The sequence below is a fragment of the Gimesia sp. genome (genome assembly GCF_048260065.1).
Classification (GTDB): Bacteria; Planctomycetota; Planctomycetia; order Planctomycetales; family Planctomycetaceae; genus Gimesia.
In genome coordinates this window covers 1-17,224 of the sequence record NZ_JBLXHC010000024.1, presented here as the reverse complement: position 1 = coordinate 17,224, position 17,224 = coordinate 1, and the positions used below count along the sequence as shown (strand labels likewise).

Sequence of the window (17,224 nt, the reverse complement as noted above, 5' to 3'; positions counted from 1 at the left end):
AAAGGGTCCCCCCTGTTTGGAGTCGCTTGTGGTAAAAACAGCAGGCGGATCGAAACCACGCCTGCTGGAGTTTTCAATGAATGATTATTGATCCTGCTGGAGTTTGCGTTCCAGCTTGTATTGTTCCAGTACTTCCCGCTGATTGTAGAGCTGTTCTTCAGGACCTGCCGGGTAGAACTGCACATCGTCATTCAGGTAATACGCTGAAGGCAATGTCTGGCCACCAATGCTGGATTGGCAACCGGTGCTGGTTAATCCGATCAATGCTAAACCCAGAACTCCAACACTTGACCAATTTTTTAGCTGGCGAATCACCATGATTTTCCTCGGAATGATAAAGTTGTCAAATGGCACCTGTTGGGGAGACGTGTAAACAGGGTAAGACAGGAGCCGGGAACACCTTGGGAACAGTCCGTCCTTGTACTGAATCCAGTCACTTTGATGTAAAGTGATTGCAAGGTCACACAAAACTACAACGTGTGTACTTCTTTTATCGACACGCAAAACCGGAATCTTCGGTATATTCTGCTTAATCGGACAAGATTTTGTATAAAGAAACTCCGCAGAACATAGATATGGCGGATTGTGATCGCATGGCCACTGATTGCTCCGTCAATCTGAAAGTCTGTGTTGGGACCTCAGCTGTTCTATACAGCTTTGATTCGAATTAAACTCAGACTGCGGAATGCTTACTGAGGCGCAGATTGAGCAGATTTGCGGGAGCGCTCTATTTTATACGCTTCCAGAATTTGACGCTGGTCAGCAAACTGTCCCTGAGCTTCATCAGGATAATACTGAACCACATCTCTGCTATAGGATTCCGGTAACGCCTTGGGGGTAATTTCGCTGCTTTGCTCTGGAACCGAAGTGATAAACGGATAGATGGCGAAACCAGCAAGAATTGCAGGGAGCACAATCATTCTGGAGCGTGTGATCATAGGAAGCCTCGCGAAAGTGGAGGAAGTTTGAAAGGTGGAATCGAAGCGATCTGCAAGAGGGGATCAGGTGGGGCGTAGCATAGTATCGGCCAGGTCAGCCCGAAACATTTGCGCATTTTCCCTGATGTCACAGGCGATCTATGAATTCGATTCTGCTGGAGGAAATCGTCGGTTCAATTACGATTTGAACGCACGCTGCAGTTCATCCATGGAAACCTTACCCTCGGCGACCAGTCGGATACCATCTTTCTGGAAGCTGGGCATATCCTGCTTTTTCGCAAACGCTTTGATCTTGGCAGGTTCGGCACCACTGATGATCAGCTTCTTCATTTCGTCCGTCATCTCGATCATTTCCAGCATCAGTGTCCGACCGTAGTATCCCAAGCCCTCACACTTTTCACAGGGTTCGATCTCATTGCCATCCTCATCCACGGTCTGGCGTGGCGGTCGATAAAGCATTTTTGTGGATTTGGGAAGCCCCATTTTTTCAATGAGCTTCGGATTGGGGCGAAACGCTTCTTTACATTGATCACACAGCGTTCTGATCAGTTTGTGACCAACAACCGCTTTGAGCGAATTCACACCCTTTTCCAGACTGCCTGCCAGTTTGCAGTATTTAATGATACCGGAGATCGCATCTTTCGCTGAAAGTTCCGCAATCATCGTGATTTCATCGGCGACATTCAGAATGCTGGCGACATATTGTTCATCGGTAATAGGATAGATATAGATGATATCTGCTTCCATCCGGATGATGCGGCGTAATTCATCGTCGAATGTGTCCCCTTCTTTTTTTTCCAGGGTCGCAATATGACTCAATTCGCGATGCTCAGGGTCAGCCAATGCAAAGATCGTGTATTGATAGGCATCGACCGAACGCACCACACCAACAGTCGTGGTGGTTGTGCCGGAGTTAGGAGGACCACTGACCATGATCAACCCACTGCGGCCCGTACTCAGTTCACGAATCTTGTCTTTGATTTCCTCGGTGAAGCCGATGTCGTCTGCTCGATCCAGCGGGTATTTCAGGTTGATTGCTTTGACGGAAAGCCGCTCACCATCCTGTGTCGGTGCGGTTGCAACGCGCAACTGGTACGATACTTCTTCCAGCTCCGCTGCAACGCCTCCTGTCTGGGGGCGCTTGCGCTCCTGGATATTCAAGCCTGACAGCAGCTTGATGACCTGCACAACCGCCATTCCCTGCTGCTTGGAGAGTTTCGGGCCAGGGCTGGGGACACCATCAACATAAAACAGGACCTGGTAGCGTTCCCCCTTTGGTTCAAATCGGATGAGCTCTGCACGCAATACCAGTCCGTCGGTAATGATGTTTTTCGCAGGCATCAGGCCTGCTTTTACCAGCCGCGCGTTGTCTTTCAGATTCGCAGGCTGGCCATTGAGTGCCCCTTGAAACGAGACCGGCTCAATTTCTTCTTCGAACTCTTCTTCTTCCTCTTCCCGGGATTTTCCAAAGCCAAATATCACCAGAGATACCTCTTGAAACAGATTAAGTGCCTAATTGAACATTGTTCCTGGAGTCTCTTACCCGGAGCAACTGTAGATGCCGTTTAGTTTAGCCGAATTCTTAAAGCAGACCATAATCCCGCAGGGTTTTTTCCAGAACCTGCATTGAACTGCTGTCCAACTGGGTCATGGGAAGTCGAACTTCACCATTGTCACGTCCCAGTAACTGCATGGCGGCTTTAATGGGAATGGGATTGGTCGCCAGCCCCAGCAGATTACGGCACAGGGCAAACAGCTTGAAATGCCACTCACGGGCGAGCGCTAAATCTCCTGCATTGAATGCATTCAGCATGCTTTTGACATCGCCGGGAACAATGTTCCCTACGACAGAGACGACCCCTTTCCCGCCTAACGCCATCAGGGGCAGAGTCAGGCTGTCGTCGCCTGATAAGACTGCCAGATCGCAGGCTGACAGGATGTGAGAAGCCTGATCCATGGAGCCGGTGGACTCCTTGACGGCGACGATGTTCGGAATCTCAGCCAGTCGAATAATCGTTTCCGGTTCGATGTTTTTTGCTGTCCGCCCGGGAATATTATAGATGACGATCGGAATATCGACGGATTCTGCGATGGCCTGATAATGCTGGAAGAAGCCATCCTGGGTCGGCTTGTTGTAATAGGGAGCCACATGGAGGGCACCATCTGCTCCGGCACCTTGTGCATACTTGGTCAGCTCGATCGCTTCGCGTGTGCTGTTGGAGCCTGTCCCCGCCATCACTTTAATCCGGCCGGCAGCCTGATTGCAGACAATCGAAATCACCTGTTTGTGTTCGTCGTGAGAAAGCGTCGGTGATTCACCGGTTGTCCCGACGGGACACAAGGTGTCTGTCCCCTGTTCCACATGATAATCGACCAGGGCGCGGAGCGCTGTCTCATCGATTTCACCATTCTGAAACGGGGTGATCATTGCTACCGCAAGACCTGCAAACAGGTCACTTTGATTCGCCATGCTTTTATTACCTTACTACAAATCCTTCCAGCCAGTTCAGGTTGGCGGGTCAGTTCTTTTTTATATTCAATTGAGTTTAACTTGAAATACTATGATCGCTGTTCCCAGTCGACATTCGATAATGACGCCAGGGCAAGCTGCAGTGCGTGGGTTCCATCCCGTCCATGCCCTTGAGCCTGGACGGCCAGGTAAAGCTGATGTCCCAGTGCCAGGCCGGGCAGACTCAGGTTCATCGCTTTGGCTTCCGCCAGGGCGATTCCCATGTCTTTGATGAAGTGTTCTACAAAGAAACCGGGATCAAAATTGTTGTCCATAATTCGCGGACCCAGGTTCGAGAGAGACCAGCTGCCGGCTGCACCACTGCCTACGGATTCCAGTACTGTGGGCAGATCCAGGCCTGCCTTGTAACCGTAGAGCAATGCTTCGCAGACGCCGATCATGTTGGTCGCGATCAGAATCTGATTGACCATCTTGGTATGCTGTCCGGATCCCGGTCCCCCCTGATAGACAATCGTTTTCCCCATGGCGTCCCAGCAGGGTTTGAGTGCATCCACAACTGCTTCTTCACCACCAATCATGATGGACAGAGTTCCGTTTTTGGCGCCCACATCTCCGCCGGAAACCGGGGCGTCGACACTAAAAACTCCCTGAGCTTTCGCTGCTTCTGCGACTTCAACAGCCAGAGAGGGGTCGCTGGTTGTCATATCAACCAGGATCTTACCAGCTGTTGCGCCGGCCAGAGCCCCCTGCTCTCCCAGAAGAACTTCCCTGACATCTGTCGGAAAACCAACGATCGAAAAGATGACATCTGAATTTTCAGCAACCTCTTTGGGAGAAGCGGCCCAGTTTGCCCCTTTTTTAATGAGTGGTTCCGCTTTCGATTTACTGCGATTATACACCGTAGCCGAAAAACCAGCGTCCATCAGGTGGCCAACCATGCTGGCTCCCATGACTCCCGTCCCAATCCAGCCAATTTTTGTCTGACCTGGTTGAATGGTTGGTATCGCCATCTTGTTCAATCCTTTTATCTGTTTCAGATTTCGTCGAGTTACTTAATGATCAATGCGGTTATGTTCATTGAAATCGTAAAAAAATGATTGGTATATCTCAAGTTAGACCAATCATTCTCCTTCGCAGTATATCGAGGTCGGACTCAGAAGTCATATGACTGGTTCATTTTTTTGTCAACTATCATGCCTGCAGCCCTCTTTTCTGACAGGAATTCGACGATGGGAGCAAAAGAAACTTGCGATTGGATTGCCAGGTAGGGAAAATCGAACGAACGATCTGGCTGGAGCTTTTGAACAGTGCCCGATCCTGGTTGACTTATTTTCAGATGCGGATTCAGGTTATGTCATGAAATTGAAATACGTTGTGTTGTGGAGTATCTGTTTCGCCTGGATTTTCTCAGAGGGATCTGAACTGCAGGCTCAAACATGTGGAAATGGTTACCCTTGCGGTCCTGATGGTGCTCCCCTGCTGCAGATGCTGACTCCCCAGGGGTTTATGGGGGCCGATTTTCGTGGCACCTGTTCTCAACATGACCGCTGCTATCAGATTCCCGGTATCAGCCGCCGGTATTGTGATTTACAGTTCCGGAATGAATTACACCAGCGATGTAACAGCTCTGCGTTTCCACTGGGCTGCCGAATGGTTGCTAATACCATGTATTTGCAGGTCCGTTTATTTGGAAGAAGACCATATTTGAATTCACAGTATCCCACGACATATCCTGCTCCCATGCCTTATCCTGTGTACTCCTACCCGGCATACTCACAGCCAGTTGTGTATTACGGATACTGATCTGCAGCTGTCGAGCTGTTTTCTTTGTTACTGATCTCTATTACCCGAACGAATCTTTTCCATGTCCGAAGCGCAGGCGTATTTGAATGGCAACTTCATTCCCGATTCGGAAGCGAAGCTGTCGGTAACCGATCTGGGAATCGTGTATGGTGCCTCTGTTACAGAGATGGTACGAACGTTTCAGCATCAGTTGTTTCTGCTGGACGATCACCTGGAGCGTCTTTTTTCTGCGCTGGACTATGCATGCATAGAACCTCCTGTCTCCCAAGCTGAATTGAAGCAGGTCTGTGAAACGCTGGTTGAGAGAAATGCCGCGCTGTTACCAGACCAGCATGACCTGGGTTTAACGGTCTTTATTACCGCCGGCCACAATCTGCCTTACCTGGGACTGGCTGAACTTAAGACCTGTCAGACACCGACCATTTGTGTGCACACGTTCCCGCTCGCTTTTGAACTCTGGGATCGCAAATATGCTGTGGGACAAAATCTGATACGATCAGAAGTACAGCCTCTCAATGCTGCCATTTTTAATCCGGGTGTGAAATCACGCAGTAGAATTCACCTCTACCGCGCTGACAAACTGGTACGGCGGAACAATCCGGAGGCTTCTGCCTTGTTGTTTGATCCGGCAGGCTACGTGGCGGAAACGACCATTGGAAACTTTTTTCTGGTGCAGGGAAACCAGATTCTTTCTCCCCGCCCTGAATATATTCTGGGGGGAATCAGCCAGAGAATGGTGATTCGATTAGCGAAACAGCTGGGAATGGACTATCAGGAAACAGATATTTCCCCCAATATGATACTCGAAGCTGACGAAGCATTGACGTCTTCGACCGCTTACTGTCTGATGCCGGTCACCCGCTTTGAAGACAATCAGTTGTCGGAAGGCATTCCCGGCCCCGTTTACTGGAAACTGCTGACTGCCTGGAGTCAGGCGGTGGGAGTTGATATTTTACAGCAGGCACAGGAAATCGGTACCGCACGTCGGCAGGCCTGTTTATAATCATCAGGTTGATCATCAAATTCATATATAGCGTATCAATCAGGAATTATTGTCTTGTCACACTACCTTGAATTCTTTCGACAGTTTCGGACAACTTTCGAGACGACAGGCGCGATTGCTCCCAGCAGTCGATTTCTGGCAGCGAACATGGCCGGGCCTATGAAGCAGCATCAGGGGCCCAAGAAAGTTCTGGAAATCGGGCCTGGCACAGGAGCGGTCACACGGGAGATCGTGAAGCAGATTCACCCAGGCGATCAACTCGATCTGGTGGAGTTGAATGATAAATTTGTCGAGATTCTGCATAAACGCTTTGATACCGAACGAGGCTTCCAGGAAATCAAACATCAGACGGCAATTCATAATTGTCCACTGCAGGATTATGGTGCAGCAGAGGAATATGATTACATTGTCTCCGGCCTGCCTTTAAATAATTTCCCGACAGATCTGGTTACTGATATTTTCAAAGCGTACTTCCGACTGCTCAAGCCGGGAGGAGTACTTTCGTACTTCGAATACATGTATGTGCGGCCTGTCCGCAAAGTCGTCTCGCGGGGTGACGAGAATCAGCGGATTCGTGAAATCGATGAGATTATGGGAGACTACACACGCCAGTTCCGCATTCGTCGAAACTGGGTCTGGTGCAACCTGCCTCCCGCCTGGGTACAGCATCTGCAAAAAGAAAAAGGCAGTTCACCCGCGCTGGAGCAAACTGCCTCTCAAAATCAGGTCTGATCTCACGAACTGTTCGTGAGCCGGTATTTAAGCGTCTGGTTTTTTCGAATCTTTTTCCGGCTGTTTGTTGTCCGGTGATTCAGCAGCAGGACGACGTGGACGATCCATGCGATCGCGATCCCGCCCTCGTGGATTGAATCCACCACGGTCTCCGCCCATCAATTCCCTCAGGTCCAGCGAACCGTCTTCGTTGCGATCCAGTTTTTTCAGCAGATCTTTCATCTGCTCGAGTTCTTTGGCATCCAGTTTTCCATCCTCGTTTGTATCCAGAGATTTCATGAAAACCGGTTGAAACATTCTTCCCTGAAAACCTCCACGGCTCCCTTCCGGACGAGCATTCATTTCGGGACGTTCCATTTCGGTGTCGCGCCCACGATCGCCGGGTCTCCGGCCAGGACGAGAATTTTTGATTGCTTCAATGAATTCCTGTTTTGAGAGTGAGCTGTCAGCCTCTTTATCGGTCTGTCTGTAAATCTGCTGCAGGATCTGCTTTGCCCGTTCAGGGGCTTCCGCAAGAGTCAGTTTGCCATCTTTATTGGTATCGAGTGACTGGAAAAACCGCTCGTAGCGTTCCTGGCTCATCTTTTCGTCATCAGCGCGAGAACGTTCTCTGCGGTCACCATCGGGTCTGCCTCGATTCATGCCTGAGAATCGTTGCAGTGCATCAAGAGGAATCGCGTCTGTATTCATCCGTTTGAAAAGCGGTTCCATACGATCTTTCAGTGGTTCTGGTATTTCATCACGTGAAATCTTTTTGTCGCCATTTCGGTCCAGACGATTCATGAATTCCTGCATACCACGTCGATACCGTTCCTGGTCGCCGCCTCCTGCAGCAGGAAATTTCTGGTCCTCTTTTTTCAGGCTCGATTCAAACTCATCTTTTGTGAGCTTCCCATCTTTGTTTTGATCACCCGTTCGAATCAGATGGTCAAAAAAACGTTCTTTATCCTGTGGGACTTCATCTGCTGTCACAGTGCCGTCAGAGTTTTTATCAAGCTGTTGAAAAATGCTCTGGGACGCGGATTCGTCCTGTTCCGGAGCAGCGGAAAGGCTGCCGGCAGAGAAACCCAGTACGGCGAGTGCCGCCAGTGAAATGAAAGAATACTGCATTGTCGCCCCTTTCACGGGTATGCTGAAATCAGACGAGGGCCAGATACACGATAAGTCCTCTACTTCCTATTTAACTCAAACCGGACTGAAAAGTATTGCGCCTTTCGAAAAAACCGATATCAACAATAAAAAAACCCGGCGAGCTGACTCGCCGGGTTTTTGAAAGTTAAGCGTGATTTAAGGACTTATCTTGACTTTTTCACTGAAAAAGTCGAGGTAAAGAAGCCCTGGTCATCAGGAATTGTGTAACCGCCGCTGATGGGCAGATACTTCTGGAAGAAGCTGTAAGGAGGCAGTTTCGACAGGTCAAGTCCTTCGATCTTCACCTGATCCTCATTCTGTTTAATTAAATTATAGACGGCATGTACCTGAGCATCTGCATTCTGGTAGGTAATCATGGATGTCTTTTCAGGGAAGTTTTCAGCGATGAGTTTGTAATTGGCATCGTTGATCAGAGAACCGGCACCCCGGTCTTTTCTCAGCACACTTTCGATCTGCTGTACATCGTTTGAGATAAACAGCTGATTTTCTGCGATGCAGAAGCCTGCTGAGGTGGGGGAATTGATGACTGCGCCGGGAAGTTCATATAGTGTTGTTCCCTGGAATTCACGTGCCTGTCCGGGAAAATCATCACGGGCCGTCAGTGATGCGATAATTTTCTGGAAAGCGTCTGCATTCTTCAGACCTAATGCGACAGTGAACTGACCGGTCATTTTGGTCAGGTCCAGCTGTTCGCCTTCTTCAATCTGAGTCGCAACCTGAATACGTCCACTCAGGTTATCCACGATGTCTTTTTTGATGTGGATTTTGGGGCCATTTGGATTATCAGCCATCGAATCGATTAAAGCGGCCATCGCACCGGGGCGTCCCTGGAAACCATCGAACAGAGTTTCAATCGAATCGTAAGCACCGATGATGCTCCAGTTGATTGAATAGTACGAGGAAACTTTATCAGAGACCCAGACGGGGGGCTGCTGAGGAACGGCAGGGCATTTAAACATGTCGATAATCCCGGAGGTCGGCATTTCGACATAAGTGAAAGTTTTTGAGATAGCATCGAACTCTTTAGTCGCCATGAAGCTGGCTCCGCCGACAGCTTTCAGGTTGGTAATACCCAAAGCAGGCAGAAAACCCTGTACCATTCCAATCTGAGGATTGGCACGGCTGGCCACCCCCAGGATAGACTGCAGCGCACCAATCGGATTCAGGTACCATTGTGCAACTGCCGGTGCACCCGGATCTGCGCACTTGCTCTGAATGTACTGATACTCTTTTTTCGCAGCCAGTGATCTCTGATCCTGACCATCCCAGTTCGCCAGAACTCCTTCCAGAATCTTATCATCATTGGAAGCAACAAACGTTTTATCCTTCAGGAAGTACGAAAACTGCTTGGCGAGTGGAACTTTGACGGGTTCGTCTTCAGGATTTTCGGCTTCAAAAGAGAAGACGACAATCTTGGTACCGGAAATACTGCGAATGGAGCGGCGGGCACCTTCCTTATCGAGAGCATCAGCCGTTTTTTCCAGAATCTTTTCTACGATCTCACCGCTCTCGCCATACTCCAGCGAGACCAGTCCACCAAATTTCCCTTCGCTGCTTTTCACGAAGGCGAGACAGAATTCGCCACTGGGAATACTCAGGACATTACTCAGTCCCAGACTGGTTTCGTCCTCAAACTTTTTTGAATACTTTTCGACCAGTTTGACCAGATCTTCGCGCATTCCAGCAAAAGCGGGATCGCGAATCATTTCTGCCATTGAGGTCTGTGCCCATTTTTCTTCCATGACTTCGACGTCCGGAATGGAAAAATAGAACAGTGAATCGTCGGGCAGTCTCTGTGCTGCAGAAACACGATCTTGTGCAAAACTGTCCTGGGCAGTCTGCAGGAACATCGCCTGCATCAACATGAATGCGAGTAACAAAAGTGGCTTTCTCATAGGAGCCTTCATTCTTTCTCTTCCAGAGGGGATTTAAGGGAACTTCACGCAAGATCCGACGTTGTGGCCCTGTCTTATACTTTTACGCGTGACGAAAATTATACTGTTTATTTGTAGCAATTCTTCTTTTTCTGACAACCCCAACCTGAAACTCACCCCGGTCAGAGGCAGAAAACAATTTCGTGATACTCTCGGCAGACATTACCACGAAACTCAGACACTGGTTGCAAATTTCTTAATTTACTTTTCAGAAACAGCCGTTTTTCTGCGCGGTGCATCAAAATAGCGATAGCCCGTATTGGGACTTGTTTTATCGAACGCAAATGCATCCCGGTTATCCAGAAAATGTTTGACGTAAGTGATGGGGATCGCAAATCCCAGCCCTTCTCCCAGAATCAGCTTCATATTAGTGACGCCGATGACTTCACCCCGGGAATTAAACAGCGGGCCGCCACTGTTGCCGGGATTGATCTGAGTGGTCGTCTGAATATAAACAATACCCTGCATGTTTCGATTGCGCGTGCTCACGATTCCGCGTGAAACGGATCGTTCCAGGCCAAGTGGGTTACCGATGGCAAAGACTTCCTCCCCTTCCCGCTGCTGATCATTTTCTGCGAGATAGACGGTGCGAAATGCGAAATCTTTCTGTTGTGGAATACGCAGCAGAGCCAGGTCAAAAAAGGGATTGAGCGCGAGAATTTCTACATCCTTGATTTGACGTCTCTGAAATTCTCCATTGGCCGTTCGATGAAAAATCGTAACGGCAATCCGCGTTTCTTTCTCTACGACGTGATAATTGGTGACACAATACCCGCGGTCGTTAATGATAAAGCCGGATCCCAGTCCACTGGGAGTTTGAACGAGGGTTACTGCTTCTCCATACTGCCGGGCCAGTTCCTTGATACTTTTGACCGGCAGTTCCGCTACGGAGTAAATTTTGTCCTTACTCTTGGAAACCGGCGTTTTACCATCGGAGGTTTTTTCCGATTTACTGCGAGAACGGATCTGTTCCAGCGGAATTCTCAGCACTTCAAACCCAATATCCACCAGCAGGTGATCGTTACTCTGCTTGAGAACATCGCCTTCGATTTTATGACCACTGACCAGCTCTATCCAGTCGGCCTGAACGGGACGGACAAAGCCTGGAAGCGTTAAGAGAACAGAGAGCAGTAGTCCGAGGTGGCAAAAATTGCGAATCATTCCGTCGATTTCCTCTATTGCTGTTGTGTGCTGATACGGGGTGCAGAGCGAACGTTTTGATTTCCAGAGAGACTACTCTTTATATTCACTGTGACATTCAGTGCATGCCTTATAAACGCGAGTTAAACCTTTATCAAAATCAGGGAAGTTATCGGCTTTGGCTGCTTCCACCATCTGCAGGCTGGCCTCTGACATCGGATTGGCGTGCCCCAGAAACCCCTTGTCATCCACGTAACCATAACCTTCGGTTGTGATGACTTTGGCAATCGCCGCCAGCAGGTGTGCTTCTTCAATGACCTTTTCTTTTTCCGATTTTAAAGCGTCTGCATTGCCAACATTGGATTTCAACCATTTGGAAGCAATATCAGCCCGCTTCATCAGATCCCCCATGGAGGCAACATCACTGAGAGGTTTTTTATCTTCGGAATCGGGGACCCCCGCAGGCAGACTGCCATTCATGATTACAATCATCTGCTCATAAGGAACCTGGATCTCGCGATAAGATTTGGCACCACGCATTAACTGCTTCGACGAAATACCTGCTGCCAGGTCACGCAGGTATTTCGCATTTTTTTTCCAGCCAATCTCGTCCGGATGCTCTGCTGCAATTTCCGCAAGAGCCGCCAGAGTGGAAGTAAACGTAGGCAGTTCCAGATAAGTGGTGTTATATGTTCCCACAGACTGCATATTTTTGGTCAGGCGATTGCGGATGTCTTTGACGAGTGAGTCAAGCACGGGCATCGGAATGATGGTTTTCCAGTCTACCCCTCCCGCTGCTGCGGAAGGCTGTGCGTCTGCCGTCTTCATTTCTGTTGCAGGAGTTGTATTCCCAGGTGTGGCTGCGACGGTATTCCCTGGAAGCGCAACGGGAGTCACCGATTGTTGATCCCCTGCGACCGCAAGAGGATTATCAAACCAGACATCGTAGGGGATGCCGTCGATCATTTTGCGACTGTCTTCCTGCTTTTCTTCTTTCTTAACAGGTGTAGACTGTGTGTTCTGCGCGACTTGCGAAGGGGGCGCAGCGGGTGCAGGCGTTGCTTGTTGGGGAGTTGCCTGTGTGGGAGCAGGTGCGGGTTCACTCCCTCCGCATCCAGTCAATAGAGCAGATGATAGCGTGCCACAAATTAACACAGGTGTGTAATAGAACGGTTTGCCGTACCACCGGAAGGCCGGTCTGTTCATGGATGTCTCCCTCAAGTCCTTGAAATTAAACCAATTAGATTATGTGTTATCTGAGCACGGCTTGCAACTGCATCTCTGCAGGATTGTAAAATTCTTATTCTAATCTGTACAGGTTTTCCAGTTCCCAATCTCGACTTTTCAAATAACCCATGTGTCTAAATCAAATTGAAACCATGCAGAATTCAAGCTGAAACAGATCCAGCTTGACTCTCTGTCAAAATATTCCGGTAAGTGAAACAGGGGCCGTTTGGTTGATTACGCAAAAAATTGCCTGCCAACCCTTGTCATCTCAAACTCCACTTATTATCTCTGACCATTATCAGGTACGTAACTGATACCGGTTTTTCACCTGCTTTGCTGATTAATTGGCGACTCAAGTTGACAGTAGAGTATAATTTGTGTGGTGGACAACTGCGAAAACGAACTGACTATTCATCTGCTTGATCATTTAACATTCTGGAGAATGCCAGCAAGCACGTTGTCGGGGGAAACAACATTGATTTTTATCAATCAGCTGCCTTAATGGAGTTCACCCAGGTAGCAAAAGGAGTATTCAGAGATGAACAAGATTGTTTGTTACACTTTAGGTATGATTGCCTTGACCGTTTCAACTGCTCAAGCTCAGGGTCCCTCGTTTAATCTGGGACAAGGGCTATTGTTGAGCCAGACGACTGCAGTACCGCCAGCAGTCAGTCCTGTACCGATGCCTGAGTTGGCGCCTCAGCCGTATGAGCACCATGTTGCTTCTCAAGAGATCCCTGTATTTGATTGTGTCAAATACAAACGTCCCCGCAACATTGCTCCCTGTTCCAATCCAAAACTTGTAACCATTGTTGATCCTTGTGCACCCAAACACAGCTGTTGCGAACCAGGATGTGTGGCTGTGGAAATTTGTGCTCCAAGTTGTGCCTGCGAATGCGTTCGCTGCACAAAAGATGGTCGTCGTAAAGTTTTTGATTACGGGAAATACAGTGTAGTCGTTGAATCCCACCGTGGAAAAGTCACTGTAACCTACCGCAGCTAATAATAAAGAGTAGTAGCTTCATCACAATAATTAACAGCCGGGAACAATTTTGTTTCCGGCTGTTTTTTTACGTAAAGATATGAAACTTGTTACGCTGATTTAAAGCGTATTGAGCAGTGTCAGGCGACTTTGGCCAGGAACTGTGTCAGAAAGATAATTGCCGCCACCGCTCCCCATGCCAGCGCAAACCCTGCCAGATCCTGAAAGGTAGGATAAGGGATTTCAATATCCTTCGAGTTGGGGAACAGCTTTCTTCCCATCGGCTCCGGTTCTGCCGGCAGTGTGCAGGGGGCATCAATCACTTCGTTCAATTTCACTGGCGTATGCATCAGCTTATAGAAATGGTCCAGCTTTTCCTGTGACTGGCGCGGCGTCAGGAAACTCACAAAAATGCCACTCAGAATCGCCAGACTCATAAAAGAGAACATCTGCCAGACGTCTTTCATTTCGTTGCCTGATTTAAACATGCTCTCAGGAAGTATTCCTGAGTTAAACAAAACATCAGCATGAAACGCGACGATGGTCCAGACGACAATACCAGTGATTGTTGAAACCCAGACCGAGATCACATTCCAGCGTCGCCAGATAATGCCAAACCAGAGGCTGATGCCGATACAGGCCGGCGTTTTGACGATGATTTTCAAGGCGTCAATAATATCGGTAAACGTCGTCTGCAGGATCAGCGCCATGATCACAATCACGAGGCCTGCCAGTCGTCCGACCCAGAGATAATGTCGCTGCGATTTATTCTTGACGATGCACTTCCGGTAAATATTCTCGGTAAATAAACCACTGGAAATAATCATCTGGGCATCGCTGGTACTCATGACCGCCGCCAGCAGGGATGCCAGCAACAGACCGATCAAGCCAGGGGCAATGCGTGGCAGAATATCATGTGCCGCCATTCCGAACAGTTTGTCAGCGAAATTCTTATCAGTGGCCTCAACTTTGGCTTTTTCTTCTGCTGAAAGCTGATCATATTCAGGACTGGCGCGGACCAGCAGGGACTGATAAACAGCCTGATCTGCCGGATCGGGCGATGTTTTCAAGGGACTGTTATCCCCCATGTACCAGACAATGCAGGCCAGGCCGGTAAACGTCCAGGCGACAGTACAGAATCGTTTCAGAAAATTACCGACCGTGAATCCAAAACGGCCTTCATATTCCGTCTTCCCTGCTCCACAGACCCCCATGATGTGGGGTTGAATCACAATGCCGGCCAACGCAGTAATAGACAGCATACAGACGTAAAACGGGGTGATCGGTTCTCCCATGGTGGCCGCCAGTTCGGGACTGACCGTCAGATCCAGCATTCCCTTTTTGAGATCGGACTGCTGATGCAGCATTCCAAAACCGCCTATTTCGTAGAACACGAATGGGAGCAGCAGGAATGAAAACACAATCGTTAAGATCCCCTGGATAAAGTCGGTGATAATCGCAGCTCCCAGACCGCCCGCCATCCCGTAAATCACAAACATGACGGTCACGGCCAGAATCGCGAATTCATACCCCTGCAGCCTGCGTTCGGTGATGTGAAACGTTTTTTCCTTCGTATCCCATTCCGCAGCGGGAACCATGATATTGGCTTCAACGGAAAGCCGATCCAGTTCATTCCCGGTTAAAGCATCGACCATCTTGCCCGTACCAAACAGACCGCCGGCGATAAATGTAATCGAGATGGCAATGCCGTAAAAAGAATACATGACAGCTGTCGGCCCGTTAAAACGGGTTTCAAAGAAGTCTGCAGTTGTCAGAGCACGCATGCGACGCATGAGGGGGGCAACAATCCAGTAGAACGGAGTGGCCCACAACCAGAGAAACTGCCACCAGATGCCCGCCAGCCCTGACCGCCACGTACCAGCAACAACACTGATGGCCTGTTCGCTACTCGTTCCCGAGCCGAAAGCAAAGAACATCATGAAGACTTTGCCGAAACGGCGGCCCCCCATGAAGAAGTCTGCCATGTCTTTGACCTTTTTGACAGACCAGAGACCAATGGCGAGAATGACAACAAAGTATAGAGCCAGTATGATCCAGTCGGCGGTATGCAGTCCCAACCAGGTATTTTTTTCAGCGGCAAACAGCATCGGCTGACCCTCATTTTGAACAGTTGATTTGTAATCTTTGTTTCGAAATCAGACTACCGCGGATTCACAAAATATGCAAACCTACTGATGCCTGAATGAACTCCTCAGGCATCCTTCCTGTATTTCAGCATGGTTCTTGCAGACCAATAGAAAAGATCAGAATCACATAGCATGAGCATTTTGCCCTATCTCATTCAGAACAATGACCTGGCCGGGAAGGATGTGACCCTCCTCGGACTCGGGAAATTTGGCGGGGGCGTCGCCACCGTCCGGTTTCTGGTTGAGAAAGGGGCGCGGGTCACCATACTTGACAGCAAACCAGCAGAGGCATTGCAGGAATCAATCCGGCAGCTGGAAAACTGTGCTGATGTGGCTTTTCAGCTGGGAGACAGTTCCACGGAATTGCCAGCTACGCAATTACTGGTTGTGAATCCTGCGATCCCTCCCGACCATGCCCTATTGAAAAACGCTGCTCAACAGCAGATTCCCGTCACCAGTGAGATGGAACTGTTCTGGCAACTGAATCCGGGACGTGTGATCGGGGTCACGGGGAGCAATGGAAAATCGACCACGACCGCCATGATTCACAGCATTTTGAAAGCGGCCGGTCGGCGCTGCTGGCTCGGTGGGAATATCGGCATCAGTCTGTTACCGGAACTGGAGCAGATCCAGGCTGATGACTGGGTCGTTCTGGAATTGAGTAGTTTTCAGCTCGAGGCACTGAATCGGATTCAGGTCAGTCCGCACATCGCCCTCGTCACCAATTTCAGCCCCAACCACCTCGACTGGCATCAGACCCTGGCTCATTATCGTCAATCGAAACAGACGATTCTGCGCTGGCAGTCAGAATCTGATGTCGCGGTGCTCAATCGGGATGATCCGGAATTGCAGGGATGGCAAACCACTGGAAACATTCTCACCTTCAGTACAGACGTCGAACTAGATCCGGATTTATTTGTCAGTCAAAATTCGTTTCAGTTCAAAGATGAATGGGGAACCTTGTCGCCTGAGTTGAAAGTACCCGGGGCACACAATCGATGGAATGCAGCTGCTGCATTGCTGGCATGTCGGGCAGCAGGGATTCCCGCTCAGGATTTGAACCAGGGGCTCGAGTCCTTCACAGGATTACCACATCGCCTGGAATTCGTGGGCGAATATCAACAGCGACGGTTTTACAATGATTCACTGGCGACGACCCCGGAATCAGCCATCTGTGCCTTGGATGCGTTCCGGGACAGTCCGGTCATTCTGCTCGCAGGAGGCTCGAATAAATACGTGGATCTCACGGAATTTGCCCGTCGATTTCGAGGTCAAACCAAAGCTACCGCTCTGATGGGGCAAACCGGTAAACTGATGTACGATTCCCTGCAGGAACAGCCGTTTTCCGATCAGAAATCTGGATCAGCAGTCATTTCACTGCCTCAGACTTCATTTGAAAATGCGTTCACCTGGGCATTTCAGCAATCAGCGCCGGGGGATGTGATTTTGCTTTCACCAGGTTGTGCCAGCTATGACTGGTTTACCAGCTTCGTCGAACGTGGGGAACGTTTTCGAACCCTGTTTCGGCAGTTGTCTGATGAAAGCCAGTCGGGCTAACCCAGCAGCGACGTCTTGTCAAGTGGTTTTATTCTTCGCGCATGGGTACCTTTCTGAGACTTAATCAAGCGGTACGCTCAATCATCTATTCGGGATCGATCGCTGTTTCAGATCGTCGCCATTAAACTGGTATACGAAG

General features: G+C 49.3%; 15 protein-coding genes. 5 read left to right on the top strand and 10 right to left on the bottom strand.

Translation table 11 applies throughout. The annotated features are described in order from the left end of the window. Positions 1-84: 84 nt before the first annotated feature. The 5 genes from ACN0YN_RS28415 to ACN0YN_RS28395 all read right to left on the bottom strand — a co-directional run bounded on the left by ACN0YN_RS28415 (position 85) and on the right by ACN0YN_RS28395 (position 4,418). Positions 85-264: a hypothetical protein gene (locus ACN0YN_RS28415; protein WP_417388275.1), complete on the bottom strand. Its 180-nt coding sequence runs from the start codon at positions 262-264 to the stop codon at positions 85-87. Positions 265-689: 425 nt separating this feature from the next. Then, complete coding sequence (locus ACN0YN_RS28410) at positions 690-938, bottom strand: hypothetical protein (protein ID WP_417388274.1); 249 nt, start codon at positions 936-938, stop codon at positions 690-692. Positions 939-1,115: 177 nt separating this feature from the next. Beyond that, positions 1,116-2,420: an ATPase, T2SS/T4P/T4SS family gene (locus ACN0YN_RS28405; RefSeq protein WP_417388273.1), complete on the bottom strand. Its 1,305-nt coding sequence runs from the start codon at positions 2,418-2,420 to the stop codon at positions 1,116-1,118. 100 nt (positions 2,421-2,520) lie between these two features. Next, positions 2,521-3,408: a 4-hydroxy-tetrahydrodipicolinate synthase gene (dapA, locus tag ACN0YN_RS28400; protein WP_417388272.1), complete on the bottom strand. Its 888-nt coding sequence runs from the start codon at positions 3,406-3,408 to the stop codon at positions 2,521-2,523. A gap of 89 nt (positions 3,409-3,497) precedes the next feature. Further along, entirely contained in the window at positions 3,498-4,418 is a 921-nt protein-coding gene (locus ACN0YN_RS28395) for an NAD(P)-dependent oxidoreductase (RefSeq protein WP_417388271.1), read from the bottom strand. Between the two features lie 346 nt (positions 4,419-4,764). Between ACN0YN_RS28395 and ACN0YN_RS28390 the strand changes: the two genes are divergently transcribed. From ACN0YN_RS28390 to ACN0YN_RS28380, 3 genes are all read left to right on the top strand, one after another. Next, complete coding sequence (locus ACN0YN_RS28390) at positions 4,765-5,211, top strand: hypothetical protein (RefSeq protein ID WP_417388270.1); 447 nt, start codon at positions 4,765-4,767, stop codon at positions 5,209-5,211. 61 nt (positions 5,212-5,272) lie between these two features. Then, the gene (locus ACN0YN_RS28385; RefSeq protein ID WP_417388269.1) at positions 5,273-6,214 is read left to right on the top strand and encodes an aminotransferase class IV; all 942 of its coding nucleotides are present in this window, start codon (positions 5,273-5,275) and stop codon (positions 6,212-6,214) included. 54 nt (positions 6,215-6,268) lie between these two features. After that, positions 6,269-6,946: a class I SAM-dependent methyltransferase gene (locus tag ACN0YN_RS28380; RefSeq protein ID WP_417388268.1), complete on the top strand. Its 678-nt coding sequence runs from the start codon at positions 6,269-6,271 to the stop codon at positions 6,944-6,946. A gap of 27 nt (positions 6,947-6,973) precedes the next feature. Here ACN0YN_RS28380 and ACN0YN_RS28375 read toward each other — a convergent pair whose 3' ends face one another. From ACN0YN_RS28375 to ACN0YN_RS28360, 4 genes are all read right to left on the bottom strand, one after another. After that, positions 6,974-8,056, bottom strand: coding sequence for an EF-hand domain-containing protein (locus tag ACN0YN_RS28375; protein WP_417388267.1), 1,083 nt, complete (start codon positions 8,054-8,056; stop codon positions 6,974-6,976). A gap of 185 nt (positions 8,057-8,241) precedes the next feature. After that, complete coding sequence (locus tag ACN0YN_RS28370; RefSeq protein WP_417388266.1) at positions 8,242-9,993, bottom strand: hypothetical protein; 1,752 nt, start codon at positions 9,991-9,993, stop codon at positions 8,242-8,244. A 240-nt stretch (positions 9,994-10,233) separates the two neighbouring features. Further along, a complete protein-coding gene (locus tag ACN0YN_RS28365) occupies positions 10,234-11,193 on the bottom strand; it encodes a S1C family serine protease (RefSeq protein ID WP_417388265.1) in 960 nt (319 codons plus the stop codon). Positions 11,194-11,265: 72 nt separating this feature from the next. Next, complete coding sequence (locus ACN0YN_RS28360) at positions 11,266-12,378, bottom strand: hypothetical protein (RefSeq protein WP_417388264.1); 1,113 nt, start codon at positions 12,376-12,378, stop codon at positions 11,266-11,268. A 559-nt stretch (positions 12,379-12,937) separates the two neighbouring features. Between ACN0YN_RS28360 and ACN0YN_RS28355 the strand changes: the two genes are divergently transcribed. Further along, a complete protein-coding gene (locus ACN0YN_RS28355) occupies positions 12,938-13,402 on the top strand; it encodes a hypothetical protein (protein WP_417388263.1) in 465 nt (154 codons plus the stop codon). A 119-nt stretch (positions 13,403-13,521) separates the two neighbouring features. Here the strand turns inward: ACN0YN_RS28355 and ACN0YN_RS28350 are convergent, their stop codons facing one another. Next, positions 13,522-15,489 carry a sodium:solute symporter family protein gene (locus tag ACN0YN_RS28350; RefSeq protein ID WP_417388262.1) on the bottom strand — a complete coding sequence of 656 codons (1,968 nt, stop codon included), beginning with the start codon at positions 15,487-15,489 and terminating at the stop codon, positions 13,522-13,524. Between the two features lie 171 nt (positions 15,490-15,660). On the opposite strand from ACN0YN_RS28350, the gene murD reads away from it, so the two are divergent. Next, a complete protein-coding gene (gene murD / locus ACN0YN_RS28345) occupies positions 15,661-17,085 on the top strand; it encodes a UDP-N-acetylmuramoyl-L-alanine--D-glutamate ligase (protein ID WP_417388261.1) in 1,425 nt (474 codons plus the stop codon). The last annotated feature ends 139 nt before the right edge of the window (positions 17,086-17,224 follow it).